We start from the raw sequence: 1,664 nt of genomic DNA, 5'->3' as shown, positions 1-1,664 counted from the left end.
CCGCCGCCCGGCCGCTTCGGGCAGCGTGCGTGGTCGTGGCGCAGCCGTGTAGAACCTATCCCATAACGCCTCGCGGTGCGCGCACTCAGCTAAGCTGCGTCCTCCACACCGCGGGACGAAACATCTAGGCGGCGGATTTGCACCCGCGATCAGCATGGCCGGCGTCCCAGTCGTCAAACGGTTATCCCAGCCCTAAGCGGCCAAGGACAACTCCGCCGAGAAGCCCATTTTCAGCTCGATGCGTCCAATGCGAAGCCAGCGCGCGATCTCGCGGTCAGGCTCCTTCCCGAGGCTGTCCATGACGACTTGGGAAGTCCGCTCCTGTTGTTTGCGCAGATGGCCGCCAAGGGGCCGGTCGCGGGTGATGTAGCGGCGTTCACGGCCGGGGCCGCGGATCAGCGTTCCGGTCACGACCACTTCGGAGAGTGTGGCCGATGCTTCCACCGGGGTTTGGCCGGGCTTCTCCTTGAGGGGAGCGGACGGATCCGAGTTGGTCACGGTCGAGTTCGCAACCGCAGTCTCCGGAGCGCCGCCGAGCACGACCGGCGTGGCGCGCAGCTTGAGGACGATCACGTTCGGCCGGCTGCGCTGGACGGCGACGCCCGTCCCGGCCAGCAGCCGGTCGAGCGCTTCATCGGGCGACAGGCGCTCCTTGAGCCCGAGGGAACGCTGGCCGGCGACGAGTTCGGCCGGATAGATGAGTTGGCTGGATCGGCAACACCCCCGAACTCGCTTCACGCGCTCGCCTGGACCGCGTCCTCCCCTTCCTGCCCGCCATCGTTGGCCAGCCGCGACAGCTCCGTCAGCAGCGCGGTGGGCGAAATCGGTTTGGCGACGCACCCGTTCATGCCGACGTCGCGGTAGGTCTGCAACTGGGAGCTCAGCACATTGGCCGTGGTGGCGACGATCGGGGTCGAGCAGATCGGGGCGGGCATGGCTCGTATCCGCCGCGTGGCCTCGATGCCGTCCATCACCGGCATCTGGATGTCCATGAAGATCAGGTCGAACGCCTCACGCGACGCGGCCTCGACACCTTGCGCCCCGTCCTCGGCCGTCACCACCTCGGCGCCGAGCTGACCCAGCATGGCGGTGGCGACCAGGCGGTTGGTTGGATTGTCCTCCACCACCAGCACCCGCAATCCCTGAAGCCAGCCTGCCTCCTTGTCGTCGGTGTCGGGCTTCTCGGCGCAGGCGGGGGCTGCGATCTCGACCCAGAAGGTCGAGCCCTCCCCCTCGCGGCTCGTGAAGCCCACTTCGCCGCTCATCAGTTGGGCCAGCCGACGGGCGATGGCGAGGCCCAGACCCGTGCCCCCGAAGCGGCGGGTGGTCGATCCGTCAATTTGAGCGAATCCCGAGAACAGCCCGTCCTTGGCGCTTTCGGAAATACCTACCCCGGTGTCCTCGATCTCAATGCGCAGGCGGGTCGCATCACCCTGGCCATGGATGGCGACGCGCGCATCGACGCCGCCCCTGTCCGTGAACTTCACGGCGTTGGCGATGAGGCTGAACAGCAACTGGCGAAGGCGCGCGGCGTCAAGCGCGAGCACGCCGGCGTCGGCCGCGCCTTGCACGCGCAGCCAGAGTCCCTTCGCCTGAGCCAGCTCGCGCAACGGGCCCACCGCGGCTTCCAGCACCTGCGCCACCTCCGTCGGCTCGCGCTGGAC

At 68.2% G+C, this 1,664-nt stretch carries 2 protein-coding genes; both read right to left on the bottom strand.

Annotated features, from left to right (window positions below):
• Positions 1-192: 192 nt before the first annotated feature.
• On the bottom strand, positions 193-738 hold the full coding sequence (locus Q8Q88_RS18810; RefSeq protein ID WP_305676716.1) for an STN domain-containing protein: 546 nt from the start codon (positions 736-738) through the stop codon (positions 193-195).
• Positions 735-1,664, bottom strand: a 930-nt coding sequence (locus Q8Q88_RS18805) for a response regulator (RefSeq protein ID WP_305676715.1), incomplete at its 5' end; no start/stop codon positions are given. The genes Q8Q88_RS18805 and Q8Q88_RS18810, both read right to left, overlap by 4 nt.

It is taken from the genome of Phenylobacterium sp., assembly GCF_030697925.1.
Classification (GTDB): Bacteria; Pseudomonadota; Alphaproteobacteria; order Caulobacterales; family Caulobacteraceae; genus Phenylobacterium.
The sequence above is the reverse complement of the archived record's forward strand: the minus strand, read 5'-3'. Positions and strand labels throughout refer to the sequence as shown.